At 58.5% G+C, this 16,979-nt stretch carries 18 protein-coding genes; 11 read left to right on the top strand and 7 right to left on the bottom strand.

Features of this window, described 5'->3' with window-relative positions; all coding sequences use genetic code 11:
• Nucleotides 1-8: 8 nt before the first annotated feature.
• Both AC2FLP_RS19415 and AC2FLP_RS19410 read left to right on the top strand, forming a co-directional pair.
• Nucleotides 9-719: a DUF599 domain-containing protein gene (locus AC2FLP_RS19415; protein ID WP_299900231.1), complete on the top strand. Its 711-nt coding sequence runs from the start codon at nt 9-11 to the stop codon at nt 717-719.
• A 35-nt stretch (nt 720-754) separates the two neighbouring features.
• On the top strand, nt 755-1,102 hold the full coding sequence (locus AC2FLP_RS19410) for a hypothetical protein (protein ID WP_299900311.1): 348 nt from the start codon (nt 755-757) through the stop codon (nt 1,100-1,102).
• A 3-nt stretch (nt 1,103-1,105) separates the two neighbouring features.
• Here AC2FLP_RS19410 and AC2FLP_RS19405 read toward each other — a convergent pair whose 3' ends face one another.
• The 4 genes from AC2FLP_RS19405 to AC2FLP_RS19390 form a co-directional block, all read right to left on the bottom strand.
• Nucleotides 1,106-1,591: a flavodoxin family protein gene (locus AC2FLP_RS19405; RefSeq protein WP_299900233.1), complete on the bottom strand. Its 486-nt coding sequence runs from the start codon at nt 1,589-1,591 to the stop codon at nt 1,106-1,108.
• A 1-nt stretch (nt 1,592) separates the two neighbouring features.
• Entirely contained in the window at nt 1,593-2,063 is a 471-nt protein-coding gene (gene rlmH / locus AC2FLP_RS19400; protein ID WP_117871058.1) for a 23S rRNA (pseudouridine(1915)-N(3))-methyltransferase RlmH, read from the bottom strand.
• 44 nt (nt 2,064-2,107) lie between these two features.
• Nucleotides 2,108-2,470 carry a ribosome silencing factor gene (rsfS, locus tag AC2FLP_RS19395; RefSeq protein ID WP_117872906.1) on the bottom strand — a complete coding sequence of 121 codons (363 nt, stop codon included), beginning with the start codon at nt 2,468-2,470 and terminating at the stop codon, nt 2,108-2,110.
• Between the two features lie 161 nt (nt 2,471-2,631).
• Nucleotides 2,632-3,984: a mechanosensitive ion channel family protein gene (locus AC2FLP_RS19390; protein ID WP_496685645.1), complete on the bottom strand. Its 1,353-nt coding sequence runs from the start codon at nt 3,982-3,984 to the stop codon at nt 2,632-2,634.
• A gap of 254 nt (nt 3,985-4,238) precedes the next feature.
• Between AC2FLP_RS19390 and leuC the strand changes: the two genes are divergently transcribed.
• From leuC to AC2FLP_RS19365, 5 genes are all read left to right on the top strand, one after another.
• Nucleotides 4,239-5,642, top strand: a complete 1,404-nt coding sequence (leuC, locus tag AC2FLP_RS19385; RefSeq protein WP_299900239.1) for a 3-isopropylmalate dehydratase large subunit — start codon at nt 4,239-4,241, stop codon at nt 5,640-5,642.
• Between the two features lie 37 nt (nt 5,643-5,679).
• Nucleotides 5,680-6,234 (top strand): HdeD family acid-resistance protein, encoded by a 555-nt coding sequence (locus AC2FLP_RS19380; protein WP_299900241.1) that lies wholly within the window; start codon nt 5,680-5,682, stop codon nt 6,232-6,234.
• Between the two features lie 42 nt (nt 6,235-6,276).
• Nucleotides 6,277-6,882, top strand: a complete 606-nt coding sequence (leuD, locus tag AC2FLP_RS19375; protein WP_117871067.1) for a 3-isopropylmalate dehydratase small subunit — start codon at nt 6,277-6,279, stop codon at nt 6,880-6,882.
• Between the two features lie 332 nt (nt 6,883-7,214).
• Entirely contained in the window at nt 7,215-8,045 is an 831-nt protein-coding gene (locus tag AC2FLP_RS19370; RefSeq protein WP_496685648.1) for a hypothetical protein, read from the top strand.
• Nucleotides 8,042-9,070 carry an endonuclease/exonuclease/phosphatase family protein gene (locus AC2FLP_RS19365; protein ID WP_496685651.1) on the top strand — a complete coding sequence of 343 codons (1,029 nt, stop codon included), beginning with the start codon at nt 8,042-8,044 and terminating at the stop codon, nt 9,068-9,070. Before AC2FLP_RS19370 ends, AC2FLP_RS19365 begins: the two co-directional genes overlap by 4 nt.
• Here the strand turns inward: AC2FLP_RS19365 and AC2FLP_RS19360 are convergent.
• The gene (locus AC2FLP_RS19360; protein ID WP_299900247.1) at nt 9,062-9,970 is read right to left on the bottom strand and encodes a Rossmann-fold NAD(P)-binding domain-containing protein; all 909 of its coding nucleotides are present in this window, start codon (nt 9,968-9,970) and stop codon (nt 9,062-9,064) included. The genes AC2FLP_RS19365 and AC2FLP_RS19360 overlap by 9 nt on opposite strands.
• A gap of 84 nt (nt 9,971-10,054) precedes the next feature.
• Between AC2FLP_RS19360 and AC2FLP_RS19355 the strand changes: the two genes are divergently transcribed.
• The gene (locus tag AC2FLP_RS19355; protein WP_496685668.1) at nt 10,055-10,948 is read left to right on the top strand and encodes a LysR family transcriptional regulator; all 894 of its coding nucleotides are present in this window, start codon (nt 10,055-10,057) and stop codon (nt 10,946-10,948) included.
• A 3-nt stretch (nt 10,949-10,951) separates the two neighbouring features.
• On the opposite strand, the gene AC2FLP_RS19350 is transcribed toward AC2FLP_RS19355, so the two are convergent.
• The gene (locus AC2FLP_RS19350; RefSeq protein WP_299900253.1) at nt 10,952-11,479 is read right to left on the bottom strand and encodes a redoxin domain-containing protein; all 528 of its coding nucleotides are present in this window, start codon (nt 11,477-11,479) and stop codon (nt 10,952-10,954) included.
• A gap of 91 nt (nt 11,480-11,570) precedes the next feature.
• On the opposite strand from AC2FLP_RS19350, the gene leuB reads away from it, so the two are divergent.
• A complete protein-coding gene (gene leuB / locus AC2FLP_RS19345) occupies nt 11,571-12,674 on the top strand; it encodes a 3-isopropylmalate dehydrogenase (protein ID WP_117871079.1) in 1,104 nt (367 codons plus the stop codon).
• Between the two features lie 74 nt (nt 12,675-12,748).
• On the opposite strand, the gene AC2FLP_RS19340 is transcribed toward leuB, so the two are convergent.
• A complete protein-coding gene (locus AC2FLP_RS19340; protein WP_496685675.1) occupies nt 12,749-14,923 on the bottom strand; it encodes a transglycosylase domain-containing protein in 2,175 nt (724 codons plus the stop codon).
• A gap of 257 nt (nt 14,924-15,180) precedes the next feature.
• Here AC2FLP_RS19340 and AC2FLP_RS19335 point away from each other — a divergent pair, with 257 nt between their 5' ends.
• Together AC2FLP_RS19335 and AC2FLP_RS19330 are read left to right on the top strand one after the other, a co-directional pair.
• On the top strand, nt 15,181-15,519 hold the full coding sequence (locus tag AC2FLP_RS19335; protein WP_117871083.1) for a P-II family nitrogen regulator: 339 nt from the start codon (nt 15,181-15,183) through the stop codon (nt 15,517-15,519).
• Nucleotides 15,520-15,553: 34 nt separating this feature from the next.
• Complete coding sequence (locus AC2FLP_RS19330; protein WP_117871085.1) at nt 15,554-16,876, top strand: ammonium transporter; 1,323 nt, start codon at nt 15,554-15,556, stop codon at nt 16,874-16,876.
• Nucleotides 16,877-16,979 lie beyond the last annotated feature (103 nt).

Raw genomic sequence — 16,979 nt, 5'->3', positions numbered from 1 at the left:
TCGCGCCCATGACCTGGATCGAACGTGCCGCCCTTTTTTCCCCTCTGGATTTTTCCGCCATGGCAATATTGCTGGGTGCGTGGCTGTGGATCGGATGGAAGATCGAACATCCTTCGCCACGGAAACGGTCCGTCGCCCTTATGATGGATGGCTACCGCCGCGACTGGATGCACGAGATGGTGACGCGCCAGCCACGCATGTTCGATGCTCAGGTCGTGGCCGCCATGCGGCAAGGCAGCACCTTTTTCGCCTCAACCACGATGATTGCAATCGGGGGCGGTCTGGCCCTGTTGGGTAATACCGAGCGATTGGCCGGGGTGGCTACGGATCTTGCCATCGGCAGTGCACCGGCGATGGTCTGGGAAATCAAGATACTTGTCGTCGTCCTGCTGCTGGCCAATGCTTTCCTGAAATACGTCTGGGCACATCGTCTTTTTGGCTACTGCGCCGTTTTGATGGCCTCGGTCCCAAACGATCCCGAACACCCGCAAGCCTATCCTCGGGCCGGTCAGGCGGCCGAGATCTGCGTGACCGCCGCCCGAAGCTTCAACCGTGGTCTCCGTGCCACCTATTTCGCCCTTGCTTCGCTGGCGTGGTTTCTTGGGCCGATGGCATTGGTCTTAGGCACCGTAATTGCATTCGGTGTCCTGTATCGCCGCGAGTTTGCATCGCAGTCCCGCGCGATCCTCATGGCCCAAACCTCAAACACAGAGACGTGATCCCCATGCACCGCGTTAAACCGTACGTTCGATCCATGCGATATGTGATTCTCAGTGCCCTGCTGGCTGCGCCTGCCCTTGCGGACCCGCCGACAATCGAACAGGTCCGCGCCAGTTCCAATGGTGATGCCTGGCGGTTTGACGTGACGATCCGGCATCCCGATACTGGCTGGGATCATTACGCCGACGGCTGGCGCGTTCTGGACATGGACGGGAATGAGTTGGGAATGCGTGTGCTGCACCATCCGCATGAGACCGAGCAGCCTTTTACACGCTCGCTTGGTGGCGTGGTCATTCCTGAAATCGTTTCTCAGGTGCAGATTCAGGCACGGTGCAATGTGGATGGCTGGAATGAAGACACCACATTGATCAAATTGGACTGACCTTCAGAATATCCCCATGGCCAGGCCCGCACCCAGTGCGGAACCGATCTCGCGGCTCTGATTCAGTTGATCATTCGGGATGGTCTTTTCGGCCAAAATGGCCTCGGGCGTTTGTGCATGGGTGCAGATGATCAATGGAGGCTGAACCTCTTTCAATCGCCAGCCAGTGGCAATCCGGGCAATCTGGCGGGCGGCATTCTGTCCGTCTGATCCGGCGCAAACCATCTGTGCATATGGGCGGCCCTCGATCTTTCCCAGCACAGGGTAATAGCAGCGGTCAAAGAACTCCTTCATCAGGCCCGAGATCGCCGCCAGATTTTCTGGCGCGCAGAAGATGTAGCCGTCGGCGGCCAGTACATCTTCAGGCCCGGCCTGATCCGCGGGAGCGAGTTTCGTGTCTGCCTCACCTCGCGCTGCTTCAGCAGCCGCTTCGGCCATCTGCCGGGCACCGCCTGTGCGCGAGTGGTAAACGATCAGAAGCTGCGCCATGTCAGACCCGGTGATAGGGACCGCCCGACAGAATGGTCGCGGCCCGATAAAGTTGCTCGGCCAACATCACACGGACCAGCATATGTGGCCAGACCATCGATCCGAACGAGATGGAAAAATCAGCCTCGGCCCGCAGATCAGGGTCTATTCCGTCTGCTCCGCCGATGATCAGCGCCAGATCCTGCCGCCCCGCATCACGCCAACCGCCCAGCTTTTTTGCGAAGTCGGGCGAAGACATGACTAGCCCACGCTCATCTAACGTACAGATCACAGCGCCCTTGGGCAGTACCTTGCGCAGCAGCGCGGCTTCGGCACCCATGCCTGCGTTTTTCTTGTCTTCGACCTCGATCACCCGCGCAGGACCAAGGCCCAGGCCACGGCCGGTCCGGTCAAAGCGGGTCAGGTAATCGTCAAGCAGGGATTTCTCCGGTCCGGCGCGCAATCGCCCGACCGCAACTATGCTGATACGCATATCTCTCTCGCCTCCGGCCCCTCAATGCAGGCCGGGATGGCGCCTCAGTTTGCCGAGGCGCTGCCGCCCTGAGGCAGCCACATCTTTTCCAGCTGGTAGAATTCGCGCACTTCGGGGCGGAAGATATGGACGATCACATCGCCCGTATCGATCAGCACCCAGTCGCCGACATCCTTGCCTTCGACCTTGGAGGTGAAACCGAATTCCTGCTTGATGCGATCCGTCAGCTTTTCCGCCATGGCCGAGACCTGACGTGTTGAACGTCCGGATGCAATGACCATGTGATCCGCGACGGACGACTTGCCTTGCAGGTTGATCTGCACGACGTCTTCGGCCTTGTCATCGGAAAGTGAGGAAAGGATACGCTCAAGCAGCTTGTCGCTGATTGACTGAGAGTGGGCCATCATGTTGGCCCGGTCATCGGCGGGCAAACCCGCCTGTGTATGTAGAGACAGGACATAGTCCTCCTTTGCTGCGCGCCGCAAAACCCCGGCGCCGGGGTACTAATAAGGTAGCAAGGGGATTGCAACATTTCAATGAAAGCACATCCAGCCCCGCGCAAGGGTGATCACTCTTCGGCGATCTGTTGCAGGTTTGCGTTTTCGGGCAAAAGTCGAACCTCGCGCTGCGGGAAGGGGATCGAGATGCCTTCTTCTTTAAATGCATCCCATAACGCAAGGTAAACGTTACCCCTTATATTGGTCAGCCCTTTGGTGGGATCACTAATCCAGAACCGCAGGACGTAATCCACGCTGCTGTCACCAAAACCGGTAATATGGCAAACCGGTTCATGTTTTCCGCCACTCAGCACGCGGGTCACAGCCTTCACAGCCCGGATCGCCGTCGCACGCACTTTGTGAGGGTCATCCTCATAGCTGGTGCCGAAATCCAGATCCAACCGCACGAATTTGTCGGAATGCGACCAGTTGACCACCTGGTTGGTAATCAGGTCCTCGTTCGGGATCAGGTATTCCCGCCCATCCCGCGTGACAACCGAGACATAGCGTGCGCCCAGCGCGTTGATCCAACCGAACGTGTCACCAAGCGATATCACATCACCCGGCTTGATCGAGCGATCCATCAGGATGATGATCCCGGAAATCAGGTTTGACACTACTTTTTGCAGGCCGAACCCGATGCCCACACCTATTGCACCGGACAGCAGCGCTATGCCGGTCAGATCGAAGCCCAGCGTGCGGATCGCGGCCAGAAAAACCGCGCCGTACAGCAGCACCTGTATACCCTTGGCCAATAGCACCTGCATGGACGGGGTGATGTCATCATTGCTCTGCAATCCGCGCTCAGCCGCGCGGGTGCCGATACGCGCCAGCGTCAACAGGACGCCAATCAGCAGAACGGCCTTGAGAATACCCAGCACCGAAATGTGCAGGTCCCCAATGGAAATCGCGACACCATCAAGGAATTCGGCCACGTCATCCGTCAGATTCAACGCAACAAGCGTTGCATAGACCCACATTGCCCACTTGAATATCCGTCGCAGCGTCCGATTGCGGACAAGCCTCGCGACCAGTGCAATCGCCAGCCACGCGGTTGCCAGAGTGGCAATGACCCCAATGAGGTAACTGCGCGACGGCCAGGTGACATGCTGCATAACCTGATACAGGAACCAGGACAGCAGCACAAAATAGACCAGCGTCAGCCGCTGCATCAGTTGCACCATGATGCGAAGCCGCCATTTCGGCCATCCGGTGCGGGCACGCGTCCAAACGTCCCACCCAGGCTGTGTCAGAACTTTCAGAAGGAAAGCCAGCGCCCAAAGGAAAAGGATGATGATCAACTGATACTGCCGCCAGCCCGGCGTAACCACCAACTCGATCAGATCTTGAATTTCCGAAGAGAACCCCGCGACCATGTTGTTGTAAAGGTCAGACAGTGAGCCGGGGATCAGGTCTTGGTTCATACACGCCTCCTACATGACAGCTTGGACAGCAACGCCGGGCGTTGCAAGCCTGACACCGGTTTTGAACCTTGATTGCAGCGAAGACGCAGTATATCTGGACCGCATGAGACTCAATGTGGCCCAAGAACAGAATTTGGAAGATCGTGCCCGCTTGCGCGAACGGTTCTTTGGGGCTGCCCGCACGGTCCTGGCACGCCTACCCGTCGCCTGAGCCAACTCGCCAGCCATTTCTCATTACATACGGGAGAGGACCGATGTCCCCCAAAACACTCTATGACAAGATCTGGGATGCCCATGTCGCGCACGAAGCCGATGATGGAACCTGCCTGCTTTATATCGACCGCCATCTGGTGCACGAAGTCACCAGCCCGCAAGCCTTTGAAGGGCTTCGCATGGCGGGTCGTCCAGTACGCGCGCCGGAAAAGACCATCGCCGTGCCGGACCACAACGTTCCGACCACAGCGGATCGGGTGAACGGGATCGAAAACCCCGAATCACGCATTCAGGTCGAAGCGCTGGACAAGAACGCCAAGGATTTCGGCATTCACTATTACCCGGTGAATGATGTGCGTCAGGGCATCGTGCACATCGTCGGCCCCGAACAAGGCTGGACCCTGCCCGGTATGACCGTTGTTTGCGGCGACAGCCACACCGCCACCCATGGCGCGTTTGGTGCGCTGGCCCACGGCATCGGCACGTCCGAGGTTGAGCATGTTCTGGCCACGCAAACTCTGATCCAGAAGAAGTCCAAGAACATGAAGGTGGAAATCACCGGCAAATTGCAGCCGGGTGTGACCGCCAAGGACATCACTCTTGCCGTTATCGGCGAGACCGGCACTGCTGGCGGCACCGGCTATGTCATCGAATATTGCGGCGAAGCCATCCGCAACCTGTCGATGGAAGGCCGCATGACCGTCTGCAACATGGCCATCGAAGGCGGCGCACGCGCGGGCCTGATCGCACCGGATGAAACCACGTTCGAATATGTCAAAGGCCGTCCGCATGCCCCCATGGGCGCGCAGTGGGAGGCCGCTCTGAACTGGTGGAAAACGCTCTATACCGATGAAGACGCGCATTTCGACAAGGTCATCACCCTGCGCGGCGAAGACATCGCGCCTGTCGTCACCTGGGGCACCAGCCCCGAGGATGTGCTCCCCATCACAGCAACCGTACCGCAACCCGAGGATTTCGAAGGCGGCAAGGTCGAGGCGGCCCGCCGGTCAATCGAATACATGGGTCTGAAAGCCGGTCAAAAACTCAGCGACGTGGAAATCGACACGGTGTTCATCGGTTCCTGCACCAATGGCCGGATCGAAGACCTGCGTGCCGCGGCAAAGATCCTCAAAGGCAAGAAGATCAAGGACGGCATGCGCGCCATGGTCGTGCCAGGATCAGGCCTGGTCCGTGCTCAGGCCGAAGAAGAAGGCCTGGCCGACATCTTCAAAGAGGCCGGCTTCGAATGGCGTCTGGCAGGATGTTCGATGTGTCTGGCGATGAACCCGGACCAGTTGCAACCGGGTGAACGCTGTGCCGCCACCTCGAACCGCAACTTCGAGGGCCGTCAGGGTCGCGGCGGGCGCACACATCTGCTGAGCCCGGCGATGGCTGCCGCAGCGGCAATCACGGGACGGCTGACAGACGTCCGTGAATTGATGTAAGCTGCCCTCATATCTAGATATTTGAGGGACTGAAAACATGAGTGACTGGATTAAATGGCTCCTGCTGGGGTTTCTATCGATAGCGTTTGGCGTCTTTGCGCTGGGCAATGCGATTGCGGCTTCGCTTGCCGTAACGGTCGTGACCGGCGCGCTACTGCTGATTGCGGGCGCGATGCAGGTGGTCGGCGGTTTCACCGTCGAAGGCACAGGCAACAAGATTCTGTCACTTATCATGGGTGTAGTCATGCTGTTCCTGGGCTGGTCCTTTCTGGATCACCCGTTACAGGGAACGCTGACGCTGGCGACCGTGATGCTAATCCTGTTCATGGCAGGCGGCATTGCACGGGTCATTCTGTCGTTCCAGATGAAAGGAACACAGTTTTTCTGGCCCACGATGATCTCGGGCATATTGTCGATCATCCTCGCAGGTATCATCTGGTCTTACGCAAGCAGCGAACCCGCCGCTTTGCTGAGCCTTCTGGGTATCCTGCTGGGCATCGAGATGCTGTTTAACGGGTTCGGATTGGTGTTCATGGCGCTCTTCTTAAAAAGCGCACCCATGGGCGAAACAACAGAAGCGAAAGAAGCTTAATCGCAGGACACGGGCGCGGCCCTCTCCTGCAGGAGTGTAGACATGGAAAAGTTTGAAAAAGTCCACGGGGTGGCCGCCCCGATGCCATTGATCAACATCGACACCGATATGATCATTCCCAAAGTGCATCTGAAAACCATCAAACGGTCCGGCCTCGGCGTCGTGCTGTTTGATGAAATGCGCTATCATGATGACGGGCAGGAGAATGAAGAGTTCGTCCTGAACATGCCCGCCTATCGTGAGGCCGAGATTCTGGTCGCCGGCGACAATTTCGGCTGCGGCTCGTCTCGCGAACACGCGCCTTGGGCAATCAGGGATTTCGGCATCAAGGTCGTGATCTCAACCAGCTTCGCCGACATCTTCTTCAACAACTGCTTCAAGAACGGCATCCTGCCGATCGTGGTCGAAGAAGAACATCACGCGATCCTGATGGAAGACGCACATAAGGGTGAGAACGCCCGCATAACCGTACACCTGGAAGATCAGCAGATCACCACTTCGGACGGGGTTGTGATCGAATTCGACATCGACCCGCACCGCAAGCACTGCCTGCTGAACGGGCTGGACGATATTGGTCTGACCATGGAGAAAGATCACCACATCGACAAATTCGAAGATCACGCAAGTCAGGCCCGCCCCTGGGTGTGATTCCCAAACCGATTCTTCGGACACTCAACCTAACGGGGTCGCCAAGGCGGCCCCGCTCTCATTCTTGGGGTTGATTTTTGGGAAACCACTACATCTTGGTCTCACATTGAGATACACGTCGGATTTGCGTCGAAAATGATGCAATCCCGCACCAGTTGCGCCATCATTTTGCCCGAAATCACGTGTTTTCTGCACCCTGTCTTGAGCGAAATGCCGCTTATCGTCCATGTTGGCGCTAAAGAGGCATCCGTCAAAAACTCGAGACGATGGGCACAAGTTGGAATGTAAGTCGGCGAAGATCGACTTATCCGGTTTGAAAAAGGGTTCGGATAGTGATTGCGCGCACAACAGGGGCGGCGATACGTGGAATACTTGTGGCACTGATGGTGCTGACACCCGCGTTGTACCTGCCTGTATCATCGACGAACGGGACCGAGATCCTGGTCTTCCTCGCGATTCTCGCGTTCATCCTGACGTTCGCCGAGTACAATTCTGCCTTTCCCAGCTTTATTGAATTTCGCGATGCTCCACCGGTGAACCGCCTGCGATTTGTCGGGTTGATGTCGATGGTCACCTTTCTGACGCTGGTTTGCAAAAACGCCTATGAACCGACTGAACTGACCACGTTTGCCTACGCTGTGGGTCTGGCCGTCGCGAATGTCGCGGACTTCCCCTACTCCCCGGTTCGACTGATCGTGCTGATGCTGCCCGTTGATGCCAGCCAGCCGTTGATCGAACTGGTTCGGATCGCAGCCAGCGTAGCCTACGTGGCCGCCTTGGTCACCGTCGCCAGCTTTGCCTATGCGGTCAAGGTGCGTGGCTGGCCCACTGGCAATGGCGCCTTCAACGTGTGGACCAATCTACCGCTGTTTGATCCCACCAAAGGCGGCGATGTTGTTACCCGCCTGCAACGTGACGGACGCCTGAATATCTGTATTGGTGTTCTGCTCCCCTTCGTCATCCCCGCTGTCATCAAGCTCATGAGCAGCGTTGTCGCCCCGATCTCGCTGAGCAATCCGCAGACGCTGATCTGGACCATGAGCGCCTGGGCCTTCCTGCCCGCCAGCATGATCATGCGCGGCATGGCGACGCTTCGCATCGCAGGTCTGATCGTGGAAAAGCGCCGCGCCTATTCGACAAGCGAGACAACGCAAGCCGCATGATCCGTGCCCTTGCTTTGCTGCTGCTGCCTTTCTCGGCACAGGCAGAGGTTTATCGCATCGCCACCTACAACACTGAACTCAGCAGAAATGGACCCGGTCTTCTGCTGCGCGACATCCAGCGGGACGATGCGCAGGTTCGCGCCGTCGTCGATGTCATTACAGCGGCACGACCTGACACAATTGCCCTGCAGGGCATCGACTGGGATCTGGACGGCGCAGCCCTAAGCGCCCTGTCCGAGAAACTGCGCGATGCGGGTCTGGATTTCCCCTATCACTTTTCCGCTCGACCAAATGCAGGGTTGGAAACACCGCTGGATCTGGACGGCGATGGCCAAACGCAAGGTCCCGGCGACGCGCAGGGCTGGGGGAAGTTCACGGGCCACGGAGGAGTGGCGGTGTTGTCCCGTTTCGAAATCCTGACCGATCACGTTCAGGATTACTCCGATCTTCTGTGGAAAGACCTGCCTGGGGCCACTTTACCAAGCAAAAACGGCCTTCCCTTCCCATCTGAAGCGGCGCACGAGATTCAGCGCCTGTCCTCAACTGTGCATTGGGTGCTTCCGATCAAAACCCCGCATGGGCGCCTCAGCCTGATGACCTTTCACGCTACCCCACCCGTTTTTGACGGCCTCGAAGATCGTAATGGTCTGCGCAACAGGGATGAAATTCGCTTTTGGTCGGTTTTGCTGAACGGCGGTCTAGGGCCAGTTCCCAAAGGCCCGTTCGTGATCGCTGGAGACGCCAATCTCGACCCGACCCGCGGAGAAGGCCGCAACCAGGCCATTCGCACCCTTTTGACCAGTTCCCATGTGCAAGATCTGGTGCCGGCAGACCCGTTGGGTTCATCAGCTACAGTCGATTGGAAAGCCACCGGAGAAATGCGCGTTGATTACGTGTTGCCGTCCAGCGATCTGCAAATCTCTGAAACTGGTGTTGTTTGGCCCGAGAAAGGCGACAGGTTAAACGACAGCGCCCAACGTGCCAGCAGGCATCGATTGGTCTGGGTTGACATAATCCTACCCTAAAACCTCGCCCATATTCCCAGCTTTTGTCGATGATGCGGCACATTGGGGGGGAATTGCCGAACGCAAGGCATCCTCCAAGTTCGATTTGGGAAACGAGCCCAGCAATTCTCTCATATAGCCGCCATCCAGTTGATGTGGCACGCGCCAGAGGTATCGCATCTCAATCAAGCAGGGGGCCAAACGCCAGAAAGGGCGCGCCACCTGCAAAGGCCACCATTTCATGCGCTGTACAGAAACCGTCCGACCCGTAACCTGCGAGAGGGTTTGTGCGATCTGAACCCCGGTCAATGTAAACCCGTCGAATGGAACATCGCAGAAACGGGGGAGATCTTCGCGAATCTCAGCCAGTGCGACGGCAGCGCGGGCCAGGTCAGGCAGAAAAGCCCAAGCGTGCGGCGCCTCCGGATCACCGGGATAAACGAACTGACTACGCGAAAGGCGCTTGATCATGACCTGATCGAACCAGTTCCCGGACGCATTGGTGTCAATGAAGTCCCCGGCACGCAACAGGATGGTGCGCACCGTCGACGCGCGATAGGCCTCTTCCATGTCGATCCGGATCCGGCCCAGAGGATTGGTGGCCTTATGCGGGGTCCCGCCCGACCATGGGCCCGGCGTATCCTCGCCAAATACGTAGACATTCCCCGGCACAATCACGGTCGCCCCCGTATCTGACGCCGCATCTATCACCCGCTTGGTCAGTACAGGCACATCGCGCGCCCAATCGGGATAGGGCGGGTTCCATCCGTTCACGATGACATCCATGCCGCGCGCTGCCTGTGACAGCGTACCAGACCTGCGGTCAAACTCTGTCACATCCCAGCCCGCGTGCCTGAATGCCAGTGCTGCATTGCGTCCAAAGCGCCCCGATGCGCCCAGTACCAGTGCTGTTTGTGCCATGTCTGCCTCCTGTCTGAGGTCAATCTACCCATTCACGTCGCGCAGGGAATTGCCGTAAATCGCAGAATGTGTATTCATTTCTGAATGGACAAAGCACTGACACATGCAGATTGGTCGCTGATCCAATGCTTTCTGGCCGTGGCCGAGACGGGATCGCTGTCTGCCGCCGCACGACATCTCAATCGCAGCCAACCCACTTTGGGGCGGCAGGTCCAAAACCTCGAGGACGAGTTGGCTGTCTCCCTTTTCGATCGCCACGCCCGCGGTCTGAAGCTCAGCGAAGCGGGTTCACAGCTTTTGCCGATGGCCCAGCAGATGCACAGCGCCATGACCGCGTTCAGTCTTGCCGCTGCGGGGCAATCGCAACAGCTTGAAGGCTCGGTGCGTATCACCGCATCGGTCTTTGCCTCGCATCACCTGCTGCCACCGATACTGGCGTCCATCCGCAAGCATGAACCCACGATTCAGCTTGAACTGGTGGCCACCGACACCACCGAGAATCTGCTCTATCGCGAGGCGGATATCGCCGTGCGTATGTATCGCCCTGCGCAGGTGGATCTCATTTCCCGCTATCTCGGGGATGTGCCGCTGTGTTTTTGTGCCGCCAAGTCCTATCTGGACCGGAAGGGGCGCCCCAAGACGCCGGAAGAACTGTTTACCCATGACCTGGTGGGATTTGACGCGAACCAGGAGATCATCAAGGCCATGCGGGAAAAGGGATGGCCAGCCAGCCGGGACAGCTTTGCCACCCGCTGTGACCTGCAAAGCGCCTATTGGGAACTGATCCGGGCGGGCTGTGGCATAGGTTTCAGTCAGGTACAGGTTGCCGAAGCCGACCCCGACGTGGAAATTCTGCCGCTGGATGTGGACATCCCGATTCTACCCGTGTGGCTGGCCGCACCTCAGGCCATGCGCCAGACCCCGCGCATCCGCAGGGTCTGGGACTTGTTGGCTGAAGGGCTCAAAGCCGCTCTTTGAGCGTCAAAGCAGGCCAGTATAAGTTCCACGCGCTGGATAGTTGTTGCCCAGTGTGAATTTCAAGCCACCTGAAATATCCGACATCGACGGGCGACCGAAAGGCGTGGTCTGTTGCCAAGCGTAGTACAGCGTCCGGTCGGGTGCGACGTAGAAATGTCCGGGCTCTGCGAACAGGTCCGGTTCGGCGCTGCCTTCGCGCTTGATCGAGATGTTCAGTCCCCAATCGTCCCGCGCTGCAGACAGCGGCAGGCTGTGACCCACACGCAGTCGCGACGCTCCGGCTTTTTCGGCGGTTTCCGCCGCGCGCTCGGCTGTATCGGTGGTGATCATGATGACATCGACGCCCAGCGCCGCGAAGTCATCCAGCGCCGCTTCGACCTCGGCCATCTGCCTGATGCAGATCGGGCAATGCAGCCCGCGATATTGAATCACCAGCGTCCCGTTTTCGCCCTTGTCCGCGTCAAGATCGAAGCTGCCATGGGCAACAGTTTCGATTTTCAGCGCAGGAACTGGATTTCCAGGTGTCAGCATGTGATTTCCTTCTGTTTTGGCATGTTCGTCTCATTGACCCGATGCAACGCAGACGCTAGGCCCTGTGCAACAAAACGCAAGGAGACCCTTCATGTCCAACCCTTCGCTCCTTATCCTGCCCGGAGACGGAATTGGCCCGGAAGTCATGGCCGAAGTGCGCAGAATCATCGATTGGTTCGGCACCAATCGCGGTCTTCAATTTGACGTGAGCGAGGATCTGGTCGGCGGTGCGGCCTATGACGCCCACGGCAAGCCTCTGTCCGATGAGACGATGGCCAAGGCGCAGGAGGTTGACGCGGTTCTGCTGGGCGCTGTCGGCGGTCCGAAATACGACGATCTGGATTTCAGCCTGAAGCCCGAGCGCGGGTTGCTGCGCCTGCGCAAGGAAATGGACCTGTATTCGAACCTGCGCCCGGCCCAGTGCTTTGACGCGCTGGCTGACTTCTCTTCGCTGAAAAAAGACATCGTTGCCGGTCTCGATATCATGATCGTTCGCGAACTGACCTCGGGTGTTTATTTCGGGGAACCGCGCGGCATCTTCGAAGAAGGCAATGAACGCGTTGGCATCAACACCCAGCGCTACACCGAATCCGAGATCGAACGGGTTGCGCGCTCCGCCTTCGAACTGGCGATGCGCCGGAACAAAAAACTGTGCTCGATGGAAAAAGCCAACGTGATGGAATCGGGCATCCTGTGGCGCGAAGTCGTCAACCGCGTTGCCGCTGATTACCCCGAGGTCGAACTGAGCCATATGTACGCTGACAACGGTGCCATGCAGCTGGTGCGCGCACCCAAGCAGTTTGACGTGATCCTGACCGACAACCTGTTCGGCGACATCCTGTCCGACTGCGCCGCGATGCTGACCGGGTCTCTGGGTATGCTGCCGTCAGCGTCGCTGGGCGCTCCGATGGCCAATGGACGCCCCAAGGCGATGTACGAGCCCGTACACGGGTCTGCCCCCGATATCGCAGGTCAGGGCAAAGCCAACCCGATCGCCTGTATCCTCAGCTTTGCGATGGCTCTGCGTTACAGCTTTGATCACGGCGAAGAAGCAGATCGTCTGGAAGCAGCGATCGAAAAAGTTCTGGCCGACGGTGTGCGTACCGGCGACCTGCTGGCGGATGAGGGCGTTCAGCCCGTGTCGACCACCGAAATGGGCGACGCGATCCTCGCAGCTTTGGACGCAAGCGTCTAAGTCACGAATAAAGAATGACAAAAGGCGGTGCCCGGTGCACCGCCTTTTTCTTGTTTCGGCTTTTCGAGTTTGCTTTAGTTGCCGCCAAAAATGTTCTTCAGCAGGTTATTGATGTCATCGGCAAAACCTCCGCGCTTGCGGCGGGGCTGCGGCTGGGCGACCTGAACGGGTGGTTCCGGCGCCATCATCGGCAAGGGTGTGGGTGTCATCCCCTCGGTCACGCGCAGCATGGTTTCCTTCCAGATCTCGGCAGGCAACCCGCCCCCGGTTACGCCGGACAAGGGCGTGTTGTCATCATACCCCATCCAGACGCCAGTTACGTAATCCGCCGTGAACCCGATGAACCACGCATCGCGTGCGGCCTGGGTCGTTCCGGTCTTGCCCGCCACCTGCCAGCCGGGCAATTTGGCCCGCGCGCCGGTCCCTTCAGAGACCACACGTTCCATCATCCAGGTCAGCTGTTTGGCAGCCGCTTCATTGATGACTCTCTCACCAATACCGGTCGTCGTGACCATGACGGGTGTTTCGTCGCCCAACAGCTTCAGTTCGGTCAGCCCATAAGGTTCAACCTGTGACCCGCCATTCAGGATGCCTGCATATGCGCCGGTCATCTCGATCAACGTGCTTTCAGATGCACCAAGCGCCAGCGCAGGCCCCTGTGCAAGATCGCTGGCAATCCCAAAGCCGCTGGCGATCGTCCGAACATTGTCCAGCCCGGAAATCTCGGCCACTTTCACCGCCGGTATGTTCAGCGAGTTTTTCAGCGCATCCGCCAAGGTCACCCGACCATAATACTTATTGGTATAGTTCTTGGGACACCACTGGCCTGACCCCGGAATATCGACGCAATAGGGTTCATCCATCACCGTATCCAGCGGCGAATAGCCAAGTTCCAACGCGGTGGCATAGACGAACGGCTTGAACGATGATCCCGTCTGACGCAGCGCCTGTGTCGCCCGATTGAACGCGCCAGACACGCGTGTCTTGCGCCCACCAACCATGGCACGTACCGCACCGTCTGCCGACATCACGACAATGGCGGCCTGCGCTTTTGAGCCTTCACGGACTTTTTCCTGAAAGATGAACTTCAGCGCTTCTTCCGCAGAAGTCTGGATGCGCTGATCCAAGGTCGTACGGATCACCACATCTTCGGTCGTGTTTCGGGTAAAGAACTCGGGCCCGCTGGCCATGACCCAATCCGCAAAGTACCCCCCGGCCCGCGCAGCCGCCGCCTCGGACAGTTGGGCAGGCCGCGCTCGTGCTTCGCTGGCCTGCGCGGCGGTCAGATAGCCCTGATCCTCCATCAGACCGATCACAAGGCGGGCCCGGTCCTGAGACCGTTGCAGGTTGTTCGTCGGCGCATAGCGCGTGGGTGCAACCAGCAGGCCGGCCAGCATCGCTGCCTCAGCTGGAGACACTTCAGCTGCGGACTTTCCAAAGTATCGCTGGCTTGCGGCCTCGAACCCGCGCGCGCCTGCACCAAGGAACGCCCGGTTCAGGTAAATCGTCAGAACCTCATCCTTGGAGTATTTCACCTCCATGGCAATTGCGTAAATGGCCTCCTTGGCCTTGCGCCACAGTGAACCCTGACGGCAATCGGCTTCATAGGCAGCCTCTGATTCCCATTCAGCCGGATCATAAGGCTCGCCCAGACACAGCAGTTTGGCCGTTTGCTGCGTAATGGTGGACCCGCCATGCCCGGACAACGGGCCGCGCCCTTCGCTCAGGTTGATGCGTACGGCGCTCGCGACGCCACGCGGGCTTACGCCGAAATGGCGATAGAAGCGTTTGTCCTCGGTCGCAATGACGGCGTTTTTCAGATGCGGGGACACCGTATCAGCCGTGATCACCCCGCCAAACTGGTCACCGCGCCACGCGAACACTTTGCCGTCCCGGTCCAGCAGCGTGACCGACCCCCGCGCGCGCCCGTCCAACAAGGCGTCCAGGTCCGGCAAAGAGGTATAGACGACGCCCACTGCCAAAGCGATCAAAATGGCCACAACTGCGCCAACCCGCCAGGTCAGACCCCAGACCATACGCCAGACCCAGCGGAAAAAGCGACGCAGGATCCCACCGCCCTTGCCGCCCGATCTCTTGCGCGTCTTCTTGCGCGCGGTTTTGCGCGTGGTTGTCTTGCGGGCCGTCGCCTTCTTGCCCGCCGGGCGCTTGGACGCCGACGGTTTACGGCCCTTTGACGGGTACCTTCTATCCGCAACCAATTTCGGCTTGCGTCGCTTGGACTCAGTCATGCTCAAACTCTGCCCGGTTTTTCTTTTGCGCCACCATACCCCGCTGACCTGAGTATGTAGAGGTCCGATTTTCCGAAAATTCCCCTCACAACACTGCCCGATATTTAATCAGCTCGCCAAGTTTGTGCAAAAAATGTGCAACTTTACGCCATTTTACGGCCCATTGGCGTCCAATAGCCGTTTCTTCCCACGCTCAGTCGCGCATTTTCTGCAGGTGCAAACAAACCGGTTCCGCCGGAGAACCAGAGGGGAAAGACGTGAAACTGATCATTGCGACAATCAAGCCGTTCAAGCTGGAGGAGGTGCGCGAGGCACTGACCGAGGCCGGCGTGCGCGGCATGATGGTAACCGAGATCAAGGGCTTCGGCTCGCAATCCGGTCACACCGAAATCTATCGGGGGGCCGAATATGCTGTGAATTTCGTACCCAAGATCAAGCTCGAGATCGTGGTGCCCGCGACAATGGCCGACCAGATCGTCGAGACCATCACCAAAACAGCCAAAACCGGCAAAATCGGTGACGGCAAGATTTTCGTCCTCGATGTCGAGCAGGCGCTGCGCGTGCGGACCGGGGAAACCAACGAGGACGCGCTGTAAAGCGCGCCCACTCACACTCATTCGAGGAAGACACATGAACCTGATGAAATCTCTCATCCCTGCCGCCGCGATTGTCGCGCTGCCGCAGATGGGCCTTGCGCAAGAGGCCGCAGGCGAGGCCGCACAGCACACGCAATACATCCTGACCTCACTGCTGTTTCTGGTCGGCGGTTTTCTCGTATTCTGGATGGCCGCGGGCTTTGCCATGCTCGAGGCCGGTCTGGTGCGTTCGAAAAACGTGGCCATGCAGCTGGTCAAGAACATTGGCCTGTTTTCCTTTGCGGCCATCATGTACTGGCTGGTGGGCTTCAACCTGATGTACCCCGGTGATGGCTGGACCATCACAGGCATTCTGGGCGCGTTCTCGCCAACGTCACTCGAGCCGGTTGGTTTGGCCGACACCGAAACCGCGCTGGATTATGCTTCCGTCGGTTCAGACTTCTTTTTCCAACTGATGTTCTGCGCCACCACCGCGTCCATCGTATCGGGCACCATGGCCGAGCGCGTCAAACTGTGGCCCTTCTTCTTCTTCGTGATCGTCCTGACAGGCATCATCTACCCGATCGAAGCGTCCTGGCAGTGGGGTGGCGGCTGGTTGTCCGAGATGGGCTTCAGCGACTTCGCCGGCTCGACCCTGGTGCACGCCGCAGGTGGCTTCGCGGCTCTGGCCGGTGCCATCGTACTTGGCCCGCGCATCGGCAAGTACAACAAGGACGGCAAGGTTGTTCCGATCCCCGGTTCGAACTTGGCGCTAGCAACCTTGGGGACGTTCATCCTGTGGTTGGGTTGGTTCGGTTTCAACGGCGGCTCGCAGCTGGCAATGGGAACCATCGGTGACATGGCCGATATCAGCCGTATCTTCGCCAACACCAACATGGCCGCTGCCGCCGGTGCCGTCGCCGCCTTGATCCTGACGCAGGTGATGTACGGCAAGGTTGACCTGACCATGGTTCTGAACGGCGCGCTGGCCGGTCTGGTGTCAATCACCGCTGAACCCTTGGCGCCGTCGCTGTTTCAGGCGCTGATCATTGGTGCAATCGGTGGTGTGATCGTTGTCCTGACCGTTCCGATGCTGGACCGCATGAAGATCGACGACGTGGTCGGTGCGATTCCGGTTCACCTGATCGCAGGCTTCTGGGGTACCTTCATCGTGGCATGGACCAACGGTGACGCGTCCTTCGTGACCCAGATCATTGGCTTCGCTGCCATTGGGATCTTCGTCTTCGTCGTCAGCTTCATCCTGTTCTCGGTCCTCAAGGCAACAGTCGGCCTGCGGGTCGGTGAGGAAGAAGAGATCAACGGGCTCGACATGGGTGAGTTGGGGATGGAAGCGTATCCCGAGTTCTCGAAAGGTTGAGATCGTTGAATAACAAAAGCGGCCCTAGCCCTGTGCTGGGGCCTTTTTTTTGTGCGGCAGTCGTTTTTGGGTTAGAATCTGCGTGTCAAAATAGGGGGGAGTG

It is taken from the genome of Ruegeria sp. CDSA141 (assembly GCF_059612005.1).
This window is presented reverse-complemented; position numbering and strand designations above follow the sequence as displayed.

Bases quoted from the DNA above. Each gene is read 5' to 3' on its own strand.
- AC2FLP_RS19415 (WP_299900231.1), top strand. From the start codon at position 9: ATGACCTGGATCGAACGTGCCGCCCTTTTTTCCCCTCTGGATTTTTCC.
- AC2FLP_RS19410 (WP_299900311.1), top strand. From the start codon at position 755: ATGCGATATGTGATTCTCAGTGCCCTGCTGGCTGCGCCTGCCCTTGCG.
- AC2FLP_RS19405 (WP_299900233.1), bottom strand. From the start codon at position 1,591: ATGGCGCAGCTTCTGATCGTTTACCACTCGCGCACAGGCGGTGCCCGG.
- rlmH (WP_117871058.1), bottom strand. From the start codon at position 2,063: ATGCGTATCAGCATAGTTGCGGTCGGGCGATTGCGCGCCGGACCGGAG.
- rsfS (WP_117872906.1), bottom strand. From the start codon at position 2,470: ATGATGGCCCACTCTCAGTCAATCAGCGACAAGCTGCTTGAGCGTATC.
- AC2FLP_RS19390 (WP_496685645.1), bottom strand. From the start codon at position 3,984: ATGAACCAAGACCTGATCCCCGGCTCACTGTCTGACCTTTACAACAAC.
- leuC (WP_299900239.1), top strand. From the start codon at position 4,239: ATGTCCCCCAAAACACTCTATGACAAGATCTGGGATGCCCATGTCGCG.
- AC2FLP_RS19380 (WP_299900241.1), top strand. From the start codon at position 5,680: ATGAGTGACTGGATTAAATGGCTCCTGCTGGGGTTTCTATCGATAGCG.
- leuD (WP_117871067.1), top strand. From the start codon at position 6,277: ATGGAAAAGTTTGAAAAAGTCCACGGGGTGGCCGCCCCGATGCCATTG.
- AC2FLP_RS19365 (WP_496685651.1), top strand. From the start codon at position 8,042: ATGATCCGTGCCCTTGCTTTGCTGCTGCTGCCTTTCTCGGCACAGGCA.
- AC2FLP_RS19360 (WP_299900247.1), bottom strand. From the start codon at position 9,970: ATGGCACAAACAGCACTGGTACTGGGCGCATCGGGGCGCTTTGGACGC.
- AC2FLP_RS19355 (WP_496685668.1), top strand. From the start codon at position 10,055: ATGGACAAAGCACTGACACATGCAGATTGGTCGCTGATCCAATGCTTT.
- AC2FLP_RS19350 (WP_299900253.1), bottom strand. From the start codon at position 11,479: ATGCTGACACCTGGAAATCCAGTTCCTGCGCTGAAAATCGAAACTGTT.
- leuB (WP_117871079.1), top strand. From the start codon at position 11,571: ATGTCCAACCCTTCGCTCCTTATCCTGCCCGGAGACGGAATTGGCCCG.
- AC2FLP_RS19340 (WP_496685675.1), bottom strand. From the start codon at position 14,923: ATGACTGAGTCCAAGCGACGCAAGCCGAAATTGGTTGCGGATAGAAGG.
- AC2FLP_RS19330 (WP_117871085.1), top strand. From the start codon at position 15,554: ATGAACCTGATGAAATCTCTCATCCCTGCCGCCGCGATTGTCGCGCTG.